This window comes from Inhella proteolytica, assembly GCF_016093275.1.
GTDB classification, from domain to species: Bacteria; Pseudomonadota; Gammaproteobacteria; order Burkholderiales; family Burkholderiaceae_C; genus Inhella; species Inhella proteolytica.
In genome coordinates this window covers 192306-205185 of the sequence record NZ_JAEDAK010000009.1, presented here as the reverse complement: position 1 = coordinate 205185, position 12880 = coordinate 192306, and the positions used below count along the sequence as shown (strand labels likewise).

General features: G+C 68.8%; 9 protein-coding genes. 3 read left to right on the top strand and 6 right to left on the bottom strand.

Annotated elements, in window-relative coordinates; translation table 11 throughout:
- Window positions 1-7: 7 nt before the first annotated feature.
- The 5 genes from I7X39_RS14380 to I7X39_RS14360 all read right to left on the bottom strand — a co-directional run bounded on the left by I7X39_RS14380 (window position 8) and on the right by I7X39_RS14360 (window position 6700).
- Window positions 8-781 carry a class I SAM-dependent methyltransferase gene (locus tag I7X39_RS14380; protein ID WP_198111858.1) on the bottom strand — a complete coding sequence of 258 codons (774 nt, stop codon included), beginning with the start codon at window positions 779-781 and terminating at the stop codon, window positions 8-10.
- Window positions 782-790: 9 nt separating this feature from the next.
- Window positions 791-1168, bottom strand: coding sequence for a VOC family protein (locus I7X39_RS14375; RefSeq protein WP_198111857.1), 378 nt, complete (start codon window positions 1166-1168; stop codon window positions 791-793).
- Between the two features lie 61 nt (window positions 1169-1229).
- Window positions 1230-1925: a helix-turn-helix transcriptional regulator gene (locus tag I7X39_RS14370; protein WP_198111856.1), complete on the bottom strand. Its 696-nt coding sequence runs from the start codon at window positions 1923-1925 to the stop codon at window positions 1230-1232.
- Between the two features lie 10 nt (window positions 1926-1935).
- Window positions 1936-4506: a cyanophycin synthetase gene (gene cphA / locus I7X39_RS14365; RefSeq protein WP_198111855.1), complete on the bottom strand. Its 2571-nt coding sequence runs from the start codon at window positions 4504-4506 to the stop codon at window positions 1936-1938.
- Window positions 4507-4519: 13 nt separating this feature from the next.
- Window positions 4520-6700, bottom strand: a complete 2181-nt coding sequence (locus tag I7X39_RS14360) for a cyanophycin synthetase (RefSeq protein ID WP_198111854.1) — start codon at window positions 6698-6700, stop codon at window positions 4520-4522.
- A gap of 102 nt (window positions 6701-6802) precedes the next feature.
- Here I7X39_RS14360 and I7X39_RS14355 point away from each other — a divergent pair, with 102 nt between their 5' ends.
- Entirely contained in the window at window positions 6803-9112 is a 2310-nt protein-coding gene (locus tag I7X39_RS14355; RefSeq protein ID WP_198111853.1) for a cyanophycin metabolism-associated ABC transporter, read from the top strand.
- Window positions 9109-9582, top strand: coding sequence for a cyanophycin metabolism-associated DUF1854 family protein (locus I7X39_RS14350; RefSeq protein WP_198111852.1), 474 nt, complete (start codon window positions 9109-9111; stop codon window positions 9580-9582). Before I7X39_RS14355 ends, I7X39_RS14350 begins: the two co-directional genes overlap by 4 nt.
- A gap of 30 nt (window positions 9583-9612) precedes the next feature.
- Here I7X39_RS14350 and I7X39_RS14345 read toward each other — a convergent pair whose 3' ends face one another.
- Window positions 9613-11643, bottom strand: a complete 2031-nt coding sequence (locus I7X39_RS14345; protein WP_198111851.1) for a hypothetical protein — start codon at window positions 11641-11643, stop codon at window positions 9613-9615.
- A gap of 170 nt (window positions 11644-11813) precedes the next feature.
- Here I7X39_RS14345 and yihG point away from each other — a divergent pair, with 170 nt between their 5' ends.
- Window positions 11814-12731: a 1-acylglycerol-3-phosphate O-acyltransferase, YihG family gene (yihG, locus tag I7X39_RS14340; RefSeq protein WP_198111850.1), complete on the top strand. Its 918-nt coding sequence runs from the start codon at window positions 11814-11816 to the stop codon at window positions 12729-12731.
- Window positions 12732-12880: the final 149 nt, after the last annotated feature.

Here is a 12880-nt window from a genome sequence, read left to right as displayed (position 1 = left end):
CCAAGGCTCAGGCGCGCAGGCTCCCCAACAGGCAGACGGTTCGGTAGGGCAGCTCCACGCGCCCGTTCGCGGCATGGCGGCTGAATAGCGCCGCCAGAAGAGGCATCAGCGCCTGCCCAGCCGCGCTGTCGCGCGCCGGCATGTAAGAGCGCGAAAACACCAAGGCCTGCAGGCCCGCCAGGTCCAGGCTGTGGCTGTGCGGACCCGTCCATTGCTGCAGGCCGGCGCCCAGAAATTCAAGGGCGCGGGCGCGATCGTCGTCCGCCGTCTGCGCGGCCCGGCCGCTGCCGCCGAACTCGGCCAGCAAGGCGTCCAGTTCGCGGTTCAAGGCAGATTCCGCCACGCGATCGTTCCACACCAAAGCCACCCGCCCCCCTGGGCGCAACACGCGCGCGAATTCCTGGCGTGCCGGCTCTACGTCAAACCAGTGGAAAGCCTGCGCGGCGGTGATGAGGTCGAAGTCGGCAGCGTCCGCCGGCAGGGCCTCGGCTTGGCCGGCCGCACTTCGGTAGCGCGGGTAGGCGCCCAGGCGCGCATCGCAGGCGGCGCGCATGGCCGCGTTGGGCTCTACCGCCAGCACCTCCCAGCCCCGCGCCAGCAGGCTTTGGGTGAAGAGGCCGGTGCCAGCGCCCAGGTCAAGCACCCTGAGGTGGCTCGGCAACTGGCCGGCGAGCCAGTCGAACAGGCCCGCCGGGTAGTCGGGCCGGGCCGCCTGGTAATCGGCCACCTTGGCGGCAAAGAGCTGGGTCAGCGGTGCGTCAAAGGCGGCCTGCAGGTTCATGCCGGCATATTAGGAGGCCGTTGGGCAGAACACCCGCACCCGGTGCCCGTCCGGGTCGGCCGTGGTGGCGGTGTAGCCGAAGTCCATCGCCATGGGGGCTTGCAGATCGGGCCAGCCCGTGGCCAACCAGGCGGCGTGGCGGGCATCCACCTCGGCCGGGCTGGCGCACTGGATGACCAGTTCGGCGGCGCCCGGCGCGGCCTCTGCCACCGGCAGCACGTCTGCCCGGGCCCACAGGCCCAGCACCATGCGCTCGCCGAGCTGGAAGCTGGCGAAACCCGGGTGGTGCTCAAGCGGGGCGGCGCCCAGCAGGTGGCGGTAGAACTCGACGCTGTGCGCGACGCTGGCGACGTAAAGAATCAGGCAGTTGGGGATCAGGGCTTGCATGAAGGGCTCCGGTTGAAAAGCCGCCATGCTCGGGCGTGGCACTGTCAGATCCTGTCAGCAGTCATTCCAGCGGCGGGATGCCTTCGCGGGCGCGCCATTCGGCCAGCAGGGCCTGGCGCGGCCGCGCGTAGCTGCTGTCCAGCAGCTCCAGGGTCTGCAGGCGGTCCAGACGGAAGTGGCGGTAGTCCTGACGCAGCTCGCACCAGGCCGAGAGCACGCGCGCCTGCTCGAAAAAGCCCAGGGCGAAGGGCCAGAGCACGCGCTCGCTGAAGCGGCCCTGGGCATCGCGGTAGCCCACGCAGATGCGGCGCTGCTGGCGCAGGGCCTGACGCAGCAGGCCAGGCCAGCGCGGGTCACTGCGGGTCTGCTCGACGGGGGGCACCAGCAGGGGGTTGTGGTCCAGTTCGTGCCGCAGCGCGGCGGGCAGCGCGGCGCGGATGCGCGCCAGAGCCTGGCGGGCGGCCTCGCCCAGGGCTGGGTCGGCACTGCGCTGGGCCACCCAGCGGGCCCCCAGCGCCAGGGCCTCGATCTCCTCGACGCCGAACATCAGCGGCGGCAGGCTGTGGCCGGGGCGCAGCAGGTAGCCCACCCCCGCCTCGCCCTCGATCGTGGCGCCCTGCGCCTGCAGCGCGGCGATGTCGCGGTACAGGGTGCGCAGGCTGATGCCGAGCTCACCTGCCAGTTGCTCGCCGCGTACCGGCCGGCGGTGGCGGCGTAACCGTTCCAGCAGGGCCAGCAGGCGCTCGGCCCTGCTCATGGGGACGAACTTACTCGCTGCAGCGGCGGCGCAGATGCGCCAGCGCTTCCTCGACCTGGTCCACCAGCACCAGGCAGAGATCGCCCTCGTCCAGGCTGGAGAGCGCGTGGTCGATGGCAACGAACTCGCCGCGGATCTCATCCACCTGGCGCGTGCGGGCGGCGCCCTCCAAGCCCTTGCGCAGCAGGGCCAGCACCTCGCCGTCCTCGCGGCCGCGCTGGCAGGCGTCCTGGTACAGCACGACCTGGTCGAACGCCGCGCCCAGGATCTGGGTCTGTTCCGTGATGTCCTGGTCGCGCCGGTCGCCGGCGCCGCTGATGACCACCGAGCGCTTCTTGGCCGGCAGGGCATCCACGGCGGCCACCAGGGCGCGCATGGCGTCCGGGTTGTGGCCGTAGTCGGCAATCACGGTGGCGCCGCGGTACTCCATCACGTTGAAGCGACCCGGGGCATTGTCGCCATCGCTGTTGAAGCTGGCCAGGCCGCGGCGGATCGCGTCCCAGGCCAGGCCGGCGCCCCAGGCGGCGGCGACGGCGGCCATGACGTTCTCCACCTGGAAGCCGAGCAGGCCACCGCGCGTGATGGGGATGTCGCGCAGCGGAATCGATTCGCGCCAGGCGCCGTCGCTGGCCACCACCGCGCCTTCGTCCACGAACACGCAGCGCCGGCCTTGTGCCCGGTGCGTGGCCATCAGCGGCAGGTGGCGATCGGCGCAGAAGTAGATGATCTGGCCGGGGCATTGCGGGGCCATCGCAGCCACCAGCGGGTCGGCCGCGTTCAGCACCGCGTAGCCGCTGGGGGCGACGTTCTGCACCACCACGGACTTGAGGCGGGCGATGTCCTCCACCGTCTCCAGGTAGTTCATGCCCAGATGATCGCCAGCGCCTACATTGGTGACAACGGCGACCTGGCAGCGGTCGAAGCCGAGACCCTCGCGCAGGATGCCGCCGCGCGCGCACTCGAACACCGCGGCCTCCACATCGGGGTGCATCAGCACATTGCGCGCGCTCTTCGGGCCGGAGCAATCGCCGCTGTCGATCTGACGGCCGTCCACATAGACGCCGTCGGTGTTCGTCATGCCCGTCGTCATGCCGCTGGTGGCAAACAGGTGCGTGATCAGGCGCGCCGTGGTCGTCTTGCCGTTCGTGCCGGTGACGGCGACGACCGGGATGCGGCCGTCCTCGTTCTTGTCCGAGCCGTAGATGCTCTGGATCACCGCCTTGCCCACATTGCGCCCCTTGCCGTAAGAGGGCGAGAGGTGCATGCGCAGGCCCGGCGCGGCGTTCACCTCGACGATGCCGCCGTTCACTTCTTCGAGCGGCCGCATCACGGTCTCGGCCACCACATCGACCCCGCAGACATGCAGGCCGACGATCTGGGCCGCCGCGATGGCGCGCTGCGCCACCTCGGGGTGCACGTCGTCCGTCACGTCCGTCGCACTGCCGCCGGTGCTGAGGTTGGCGTTGTTGCGCAGGATCACGCGCTGGCCCTTCTCGGGCACCGCATCGGGCGTCAGGCCCTGCAACGCCAGGCGGGTGATGGCGATGTCGTCCAGGCGGATCTTGGTCAGCGAGGTGGCGTGGCCGTCGCCCCGGCGCGGGTCCTCGTTGACCTTGGCCACCAGCTCGCGCACGGTGTGCACGCCGTCGCCGCTGACCTGCGGCGGGTCGCGCCGCGCCGCGGCCACCAGCTGGTTGCCGACCACCAGCAGGCGGTAGTCGGAGCCGGGCAGGAATTTCTCCACCATCACCTCGCCGATCTCTTCGGCGGCCTTGTAGGCGGCCTCGAAGCCCTCGCGGGTGCTGACGTTGACGGTCACGCCCTTGCCCTGATTGCCGTCCTGCGGCTTCACCACCACCGGCAGGCCGATCTCCTGCGCGGCGGCCCAGCCGTCTTCCACGCTGTCCACCGGGCGGCCATGCGGCACCGGCACGCCGGCGCTCTGCAGCAGGCGCTTGCTCAGGTCCTTGTCCTGCGCAATGGACTCGCTCACAGCGCTGGTGGCATCCACCTCCGCGGCCCAGATGCGGCGCTGCTTGTGGCCCCAGCCGAACTGCACCAGGCTGCCTTGCGTCAGCCGGCGATAGGGCACGCCGCGCGCCACGGCGGCGTTGACGATGCTGCCGGTGGAAGGGCCCAGGCGCACGTCTTCGTCCATTTCGCGCAGGGCCTTGATGACGGCCTCGTCATCCCAGTCCTCGCGGCCTTCCAGCGCGGCTTGCATCAGCTTGATGGCTTCGTCGCAGGCCAGGCGGCCCACGTCTTCCTCGCTGTACTCCACCACCACCTGGAAGTGCCCGGGCGTGGGCGTGCGGTGGGTGTGGCTGAAGGTGACCGGGCAGCCCGCCTGGGCCTGCAGGGCCAGCGTGGCCTGCTCCAGCACATGGGCCAGGCTCACGGGTTCCTTCTGCGGGCTGTGCAGCGGGCCCACGCCGGGGAAGAGGGCGCGCAGCCGGGCTTCGAAACCGGGCAGGTCGTTGATGTCGCACTCGGCCGGGGTGCACACCACCACCGCCTCGATGGCGATGTGGCGGCTCCAGATGTTCGGGCCACGCAGGGCGCGGATGCGGGAGATTTCCATGTTGTCTCTCGGGTCAGGCTGCGGGGATGAAGGTTTCGAGGCCGGCGGCAATCAGCTCGGGCGAAATGCCGAGTGCCCAGGCACTGGCCACCGCGGCCAGCACGGCCGGCGCCTCGCAGCTCAGGCCCGCCGCGGCGTAGCGGCGCAGCAGGGAATCGACGTTGGCGCCGACCACCTCGCCCTCCGGGCCCAGCAGCCAGGCCTGGCCGGTGCGCAGCACCACCGCGCGGCCTTCGCCGTGGCGGTGGGCCACCAGCGGGGCGGCCTGCTCGTTGCAGCTGTAGAAGATCACCTCGCCGTCGCACAGCTCGGCCATGCTGGCCACCTGTTCGTCTTCGGCGTTCAGCACCGCCGCGCCCTCGGGCAGCACCACGTCCACCTGGGTGCGCAGCACCTTGAAGAGCTGGGCCTGCTCGCGCACATCGTGGTGGTGCAGCTGGTCGTTCAGGTTCAGATCGGTGACGACACCGACCAGGCAGCGGTCGTAGGCCAAACCATCGTTCAGGATCGAGCTGGCGTCGTTCTCGGCCACCACGGCGTCCACGCGGCGGTTCATCAGCAGGCGGTGCGCGGCGTCAAAGGGCCGCTTGACCTGCTTCTCCACCTGGCGCGGGCCGAGGAACAGTCCGGCGTGGCAGGCCAGGCCCACCTGCTTGCCGTGCAGGTGCAGCAGCCAAGCCACCAGGCGCGCAATCGGGGTGGTGCCGTTCGGGCTGTTCGTGCCGGTGACGCCGACGATGGGAATGCGCCCGCTCTCGTCCTCGGCGAAGAGGTGGTCCACGATGGCCTGGCCGACGGGCTGGGGCACGCCCTCGGCGGGCTTCAGGTGCATCAGCAGGCCGGGGCCGGCGTTCACCTCGACGATGGCGCCGCCCTGCTCCTGCAGGGGCTTGCCGATGTCCTCGCACACCAGATCGATGCCGGCGATGTCCAGGCCGACGGTGCGGGCCGCCAAGCCCACGGCATGGGCCACCTCGGGGTGCACCTCGGCCGTGCAGTCGATGGCCACATTGCCGTTGCGCTGGATGAGTACGCGCTGGCCATGGGCGGGCACCGAGCTGGGGCTGAGGTTCTGGCGCTGCAACTCCAGCAGCACCACCGGGTCTTCCTCGGGGGTGACGCGGTTGAGCGGGAAGTCCTCCGTCAGGCCGCGGCGCGGATCGGTGTTGATCTGCTGGTCGATCAGCTGCTGCACGCTGTGCTTGCCGTCGCCATGGATCCAGGCCGATTCGCCGCGCGCGGCGGCCACCACCTTGCCGCCCACCACCAGCAGGCGGTGCTCGTTGCCAGGAATGCAGCGCTCCACCAGCACTTCCGAGCCCTCGGTCTCGGCCAGCGCGAAGGCGGCGTGCACGTCCTGCTCCGTCTTCAGGTCCAGGGTAACGCCTCGGCCATGGTTGCCGTCGCTGGGCTTCACCACGACCGGCAGGCCCAGGTCCTGCGCGGCCTCCCAGGCCGCCTCGGCACTCTTAGCCACCACGCCATGCGGCACGGGCACCCCCACGGCCTGCAGCAGGGTCTTGGTGAGGTCCTTGTCGCGGGCGATGCCCTCGGCGATGGCCGAGGTCCGGTCGGTCTCGGCCGTCCAGATGCGGCGCTGCTTGGCGCCATGGCCCAGCTGCACCAGGTTGCCGTCGTTCAGGCGGATGTGCGGGATGCGGCGCTCGGTGGCGGCCGCCACGATGGCCGCGGTGCTGGGGCCGAGGTAGCAGTCGTCAATCGTGTCGCGCAGGCGCGCCACGGCGGCCTGCACATCAAAGCGCTCGTCGTTGATGGCGGCCATCAAGAGCGCATGGCCTTCCCGCAAGGCAGCGCGCGCCACCTGCTCGTCGCGGGCGCGGAACACCATGCGGTAGACGCCGCGCTGGGAGGTCGAGCGCGTTTGGCCAAAGCCCGTGGGCATGCCGGCCAGGTTCAGCAGTTCGATCACCACATGCTCCAGCACATGGCCGCACCAGGTGCCTTCCTGCAGGCGCTGCAGGAAGCCGCCGCGCTCGCCCACGCCGCAGTGGTGTTCCACCAGGTTGGGCAGCCAGCTGCACAGGCGCTCGTTCAGGCCGGGCAGCTGGTGGCTGGGGTGGTCTTCCAGTTCACCCAGGTCCAGCCACACTTCCAGGCAGCTGCGGTAGGTCCAAATGTTCGGGCCACGCAGGTAGTTGATGCGCAGCAGCTGGATGTCGTTCTTTTTGCTCATGGACGGGACCGTTTCGACGCCGATGGGGCTGGATTCTGCTCTGGACTGTTACGAAGGGCGGCTCACGCACAATTCGTCGCCTGCCGACCCGAAGAACAAACCATGCAGCCCTTTCCCCTGAGTGACGCCTTGCGCCAACACCCCCTGTGGGAGGGCGAGGGCGGCTTGCGGTCGCAGTTGCAGGCCGGCGAGAACGTCATTGCGCTGGCGGCCGTTGACCTGAGCCGCGAGCTGGCCTTCGCACCCGGGCTGCTGGCCCTGGTCGAGGCGCCGCAGGGGGCGTTCCGCTTGCTGGATGTCGGGGCGCGCAAATCCTGGCTGGTGCAGCCAGGTCTGCAGCTTCGCTGCCACGACCACGCCGGCCTGGGCTGCCTGGAGCTGTGCGACGCCCAGCAGCGCCTGCAGCACTGGCACTTCACCCTGGCCGAACAGCTGGGCGTGACGCGCCTGCAGGACGGCTTCGCCCAGGCGCTGGACCAACTGGCCGGCCAGGCCCCGCCCGAACGCGGCGAGGATGCCGCCCTGTGCCCCACCTGCCAGGCTCCGCTGCCCCCGGACAGCGAGGAATGCCCCACCTGCCACCGCGAGCTGCACACGCCGCCCAGCACCTGGGTGCTGCTGCGCCTGTGGCGCTTTGCCAAGCCCTACCAGGGCCAGCTGCTGCTGGGCTTTTTGCTGATGATGGGCGCCACCGGCGCCACGCTGGTGCCGCCCTACCTGACCATGCCCTTGATGGACCAGGTGCTGATCCCCTTCCAGAACGGGCAGCCGATCGACACCGGCCTGGTGGGCCTGCTGCTGGCCGGGCTGTTCGGTGCGGCCCTGGTGAGCTGGAGCCTGGGTTGGGCCAAGACCTACATCCTGGCCCTGGTCTCGGAACGCATCGCAGCCGACCTGCGCACGGCCACCTTCGAACACCTTCTTGGCCTGTCCCTTGAATACTTCGGCAACAAGCGCACCGGCGACCTGATGGCCCGCATCGGCTCCGAGACCGACCGCATCTCGGTGTTCCTCAGCCTGCACGCGCTGGACTTCATTACCGACGTGCTGATGCTGGCCATGACGGCCGTCATCCTGTTCAGCATCCACCCCGGCCTCGCCCTGGCCACCTTGGTGCCTTTGCCCTTCATCGCTTGGCTGATCCATCTGGTGCGCGACCGCCTGCGCACCGGCTTCGAAAAGATCGACCGCGTTTGGGGCGAGGTGACCTCCGTGCTGGCCGACACCATCCCCGGCATCCGCGTCGTCAAGGCCTTCGCGCAGGAGCGCCGGGAGGCCATGCGTTTCAAGGAGGCCAATGCCAATAACCTGGCCGTCAACGACAAGCTGAACAAGACCTGGAGCTTGTTCGGTCCCACGGTGGCGCTGCTGACCGAGATCGGCCTGCTGGTCGTCTGGGCCACCGGCATCTGGCTCGTCAGCCAGGGCTCGGTGACAGTGGGTGTGCTGACCGCCTTCCTGGCCTACATCGGGCGCTTCTACGGCCGGCTGGATTCGATGAGCCGCATCGTCTCGGTGACGCAGAAGGCCGCGGCCGGTGCCAAGCGCATCTTCGACATCCTCGACCACGTCTCGAACGTGCCCGACCCGGCCAACCCGGTGCCCTTCCAGAAGGCCCAAGGCGCCTTGAGCCTGCAGGGCGTGCACTTCCGCTACGGCAGCCGCGCCGTCATCAAGCGCCTGGACCTGGACATCCGCCCCGGCGAAATGATCGGCCTGGTGGGCCACAGCGGCTCGGGCAAGAGCACGCTGGTGAACCTGATCTGCCGCTTCTACGACGTCACCGAGGGCAGCATCCGCGTGGACGGCGTGGACCTGCGCCGCATCAAGGTGGCCGACTACCGCCGCCACATCGGCCTGGTGCTGCAGGAGCCCTTCCTGTTCTTCGGCACCATTGCCGAGAACATCGCCTACGGCAAGCCCGATGCCACGCGCGAGGAGATCGTGGCCGCGGCGCGCGCCGCGCATGCGCACGAGTTCATATTGAGACTGCCCCATGGCTATGACAGCCTGGTGGGTGAGCGTGGCCAGGGCCTGAGCGGCGGCGAGCGCCAGCGCATCTCGATTGCCCGCGCGCTGCTGATCGACCCCGCCTTGCTGATCCTGGACGAGGCCACCAGCGCGGTGGACACCGAGACCGAGAAGGAAATCCAGAAGGCGCTCGACAACCTGGTGAAGGGTCGCACCACCATCGCCATCGCTCACCGCCTCTCCACGCTGCGCAAGGCCGACCGTCTGGTGGTGATGGACCGCGGCGAGATCGTCGAAGTGGGCGGGCACGACGAGCTGATCGAGCAGCAGGGCCACTACTGGCGTCTGTGGGAGGCGCAGGCCCGACGCGTCGATGAAAGCGAGGACAGCGGTCTGATGGTCGTTTCGCCCAACCCCAACCAACATGTGGTGAGCGCATGAGTGACTGGACCCTTGCACGCGACGCCTTCGGCAAGCTGGTGCTCACAGACGCCCAGGACCAGGCCCATGTGGGCGTGAACCCGGTGCGCGCCCATCCCATCAGTGCGCCCGACGAAGGTTTGAGCCTGATCGGCCCCGATGGCCATGAGCTGGCCTGGGTGGACCGGCTCTCCAGCCTGCCCGAAGCGCCGCGCCGCCTGATCGAGGACGAGCTGCGCAGCCGCGAGTTCCATCCGCAACTGCAGCGCCTGGTCGCGGTCAGCACCTTCTCCACCCCCAGCCAGTGGACGGTGGAGACCGACCGCGGCCCGCTGCAATTTATCCTCAAGACCGAGGAAGACATCCGCCGCCTCGGCGGCCCGGGCGAGGGACGGCTGCTGATCACCACCAGCCATGGCCTGCAGCTCTTCGTGGCCGACCGCTGGGCGCTGGACCGCGCCTCGCGCCGTTTGCTGGAGCGCTTTCTCTAGGCGCCCGCCGAGTGGGAGGGCGCCGGGTTCTCAGCGCGCGCGGGGCAGTTTGGGTCGGCCGCTGTGGTCATGCAACTGCGCTTCCTTGCGCATCAGCGCGAGCTCGGCCTTGCTGGGGCTGACGGCCGACGAAGCACGCCGTACCGGTGCTCCCGCTGCACCGAGGTTGGCAGTCCAGCTCTCGCCCACGCGCATGGGTTTGGGTGCGGGCAGGGCGTCCACCAGGCCAGCATCCAGCCAAGGTGACATCTGTTCCAGCACCAAACGGGCGCGTGGCTTGATGCGCGGATCGCCCACGCGGCCCCGCTGACCCCAGCGCACGATGATGGAACTGCCGGTAGCGCCGGCCTGGATGCGGTCGGTCAGTGCCACGTCGCGCTGGTAGCCCAGCCGGCTGGCCAGCAGAGCTTCCTCAAACAACATGGCAGCGTCTTCGCGCGCGGTCGAGTAGGCGTAGAAGTCCGTCGCACGGTCGGCCTCGAAGGCGGCACCCAATTGGGCCGGCGTGTAGGCGGTCTGCGTGGCATCCGGGCTCTGACCCTGGAACAGTACTTGGCCCAGGCCCTTCCATTCGCTGGAGCTGAGTGGGTGGGCGGCAGTCAGCAGGTCGGAGACGATCCGGCGCTGCGAGTAGCGCGGCCAGATGTTGGCCCAGACGCCTTGGGTGGTATCCAGACCGGCGTAGGTGCCGGGCGGCAGGAAGTCGAGCGCATGGCCGAGCTCGTGGTAGAGAAGGGCGGCCGACTCGTTGAGCACTTCGTCCGTTGAGCGCGTGCGTCGCTGCTCGGGGTCGTAGTAGCTGAACATCGAGCGGCCGTCGCGCACATAGCGCCAGAGCTGGCTGAACTGCAGAGCCGAGCCGAAGCCGCTGCGGTAGTCTGGGGCCTCGTTCAGGGTGTCACGCTCGTCCGGATTGAGCCAAAAATTGTCGGCATCAAGATAAATGGCGCCCGTAGCAGCGAAATAGAACGAGGGCCGCACCTGAGCGCCGATGACGACGGCGGTGGTGCTCATCAGCATGCGACGGAAGTCGCCGCGACTGTCATGCTGGCGTAGCAGGGCTTCAAAGTTCCGGCCCATCCAGTCGTGCGAGACCACCACCCGTGCCATCACCTGCTCTACGGTGGGCAGGGCGCCACCGGTTTCCTGGGCCAATAGGGGCAGGCGGCTCAAGGGACAGAGGGTGTCGTCGGTTTGTGCGGCGTCGTATACACAGGGCACAAGATGATCGGCATGACGTCCACCCGGCAAGTAGGGGTGCACGCGAGAGACATGCTGATCGCTCCAAATTGCGCTCGGGTTGTCGGCCTTGGCCTGGGCATACTTTTCCACCAGGACCAGGGCTTCGTCCACATCCGTGACTCCGCTGCGGGTGGTGAGCGTGGCGCGCAGTCGAATCAGGGTGTCGCGACTGACGGCCGGCGCGGTAAATAGGGCTAAGCGTGGGTCGCGCGTGTCCAAGGTCACCGAGGGACCTTCAATCTGTTCCCAGCGAATGGACTGCACACTGCCGGCATCGGCGGGCCATGCGCGCACCGAAGCTTTGCCCCCTTCGCGGACGGAATGGCTGCCACGCAGTACCAACAGGTTGGGGCGCTGGCTGACGGGCACGTTCAGGCTGACGCTCTGCTCGTGAGCCGCACCGTTGGCGTCACGAAAACTGAGCTTGAAGCGGTAGGTGCCGGCCTGTGCGGGCTCCAAAGCCAGGGTCTGGCTGCGCTCGGCCAGCATTCGCAGAGGCTGACCATCCAGCTGCTGCCAGCGCATGTCACTCAGTGGCCCAGTACAGCCGAGCACGCTGACGGCGCTGCTCTTGCCTGGGCCGAGGCCATGGGCCAGAGTCGCTGCAGGGGCACTGCCACTGACGCAGGGGTCGCTGGGTGCGTTGTTCAGGCTGATGGGTGGAAGCGGCGCGGGTGCCGGGCTGGGGGCAGGTGCCGGGCTGGGCGCGGGTGGCACCGGAAACTTGGGGCGGCCGGCCTCGCTATCGCGACCGCCGCCGCAGGCGGACAACAACAGAAGCAGCGCCAACCCGGTGGCGCCCTGCAAGGGCTTGGACATGAAATTCCCTGAATTGTCTTGTTGGATAGGCGGTGACATCTGGCACCGCGTGCGGGGGGCGCATTTTCACCAGCCCGGGAGCAGGTGCTTGCGGTGCGTCAAGAGCCGTCGGCAGCGACATGCAGCCTCGCCCGCAGAATGCGCATTCTTTTCAAGTCTGCGTTGACCCCATGGCCGCTAATGCGCTGGCCGCCCCCTTGGGCGTGCTGAGTTCCGTTCTCCTGGGCCTGAACACCCTCTTCTGGTGCACCCCGCTGTTCCTGCTCTCGCTCGTCAAGCTGCTGCTGCCCTTCCAGGCGGCACGCCAGGCCATCGACCCCTGGCTGAACCGCATCGCCAAGAGCTGGATCGCCTGCAACAGCGCCTGGATCGCGCTGATCAACCGTGCGCCCTGGGACGTGCAGGGGCTGGAGCAGCTCAAGCCCGGCGGCTGGTACATGGTGAACTGCAACCACCAGAGCTGGGTCGACATCTTTGTGCTGCAGAAGATCTTCAACCGGCGCATTCCCTTCCTGAAGTTCTTTCTGAAGCAGGAGCTGATCTGGGTGCCGGTGATCGGCGTGGCCTGGTGGGCGCTGGACTTCCCCTTCATGCGCCGCCACGGCAAGGCGGCGCTGCGCAAGAACCCGGCGCTACGCCACCAGGACATGGAGACCACCAAACGCAGTTGCGCACGCTTCGCGCTGGCACCCACCAGCGTGATGAACTTCGCCGAGGGCACCCGCTTCACGGCGGACAAGCACCAGCGCCAGGAATCGCCCTACCGCCATCTGCTCAAGCCCAAGAGCGGGGCGCTGGCCCTGGCGGTCAACATCCTGGGCGAGAAGTTCCGCGCCCTGCTGGACGTGACCCTGGTCTACCCCGACGGCGTGCCGACCTACTGGGACCTGGCCTGCGGCCGCGTCGGGCGGGTGATCGTGCGCGTGCATGAGCGCGACATCCCCGCCGAGTTCGTGCAGGGCGATTGCATCGAGGACTCGGTGCTGCGCAAGCGCTTCGGAGCCTGGTTGCAGGCTCTCTGGGAGGAAAAGGACCGCGAGATCGACGCCCTGCAGGCCGCGGCATGCCAAGGCGCACGGTGCCGGTAGTTACACCAATTGCCAAGCCTCTCCTGTGACTTTTCGGGGCGTTTGAAAACGGGCACAAGATCGCTGTCAGGCCTTCGGAAACGGGGGCTCTGACCCCTGCCGCTGCGTTCCCCGCGGCGCGCGACGCAAGGTGCTACGGCCGGGGTTTG